This window comes from Acidovorax sp. FJL06, from assembly GCF_003852545.1.
Taxonomy (GTDB): domain Bacteria; phylum Pseudomonadota; class Gammaproteobacteria; order Burkholderiales; family Burkholderiaceae_C; genus Acidovorax.
This window is the reverse complement of sequence record NZ_QAJR01000080.1, coordinates 1-977: the sequence shown is the minus strand read 5'-3', so window position 1 is coordinate 977 and position 977 is coordinate 1. Positions and strand designations below refer to the sequence as shown.

1 protein-coding gene is annotated in these 977 nt (G+C 64.6%); it reads left to right on the top strand.

Annotated features, from left to right (window positions below; translation table 11 throughout):
• Positions 1-977 (top strand): bifunctional diguanylate cyclase/phosphodiesterase (locus DBV10_RS22580; RefSeq protein WP_148090351.1); only part of this gene is annotated, 977 nt, incomplete at both ends.

The following is a 977-nucleotide window of genomic DNA, read 5'->3' as shown; positions in this document are numbered from 1 at the left end:
CCCGAACTGCAAAGCGCCGCCACCCAGGCAGAAACCGTCGCCGAAAAGCTCCTGGCCAGCCTGAACCAGCCCTTCGAACTCGACGGCGCCCAGCACTACAGCACCCCCAGCATCGGCATCACCCTGTTTGGCGACGAACGCCTGACAGTGGACGAACTGCTCAAACGCGCCGACCTGGCCATGTACCAGGCCAAAGCTGCAGGGCGCAACACCCAACGCTTCTTCGACCCCGACATGCAAGCGGCCGTGAACGCCCGCTCCAACCTCGAAGCCGACCTGCGCCAAGGCCTGGCCAGGAACGAGTTGCTCGTGCACTACCAGCCCGTGGTAGACCACCACGCCCGCCTCATGGGGGCCGAAGCCCTGGTGCGCTGGCGCCACCCCCAGCGCGGCATGATCAGCCCCGGCGACTTCATCCCCCTGGCCGAGCAGACTGGCCTCATCCTGCCCCTGGGCCAATACGTGCTGCAAACCGCCTGCGAACAACTGCAGCGCTGGAGCCAGCACGACAGCACCGCCCACCTGTCCATCTCCGTCAACGTCAGCGCCCGCCAATTCAGGCAGGCAGGCTTCGTGGCCGAAGTGCTGCAAACGCTCAAAAGCCACAACGCCGACCCCCGCAAACTCAAACTCGAACTCACGGAAAGCCTGCTGCTCGGAGACATCGAAGACACCATCGCACGCATGGTGCAGCTCAAGAGCGAAGGGGTGGGATTTGCGCTGGACGACTTTGGCACGGGCTACTCGTCCCTGTCCTACCTCAAGAGATTGCCCCTGGACCAGGTGAAGATCGACCAGAGCTTCGTGCGGGACGTGCTGTCGGACCCGAACGACGCGGCGATCGTGCGCACGATCCTGGCGCTGGCCAAGAGTCTGGATTTGGAGGTGGTGGCCGAGGGGGTGGAGACGACGGGGCAGCTGTCGTTCCTGAGGCTGCATGGGTGTGAGGGGTTCCAGGGCTATCTGTTTGGCCGGCC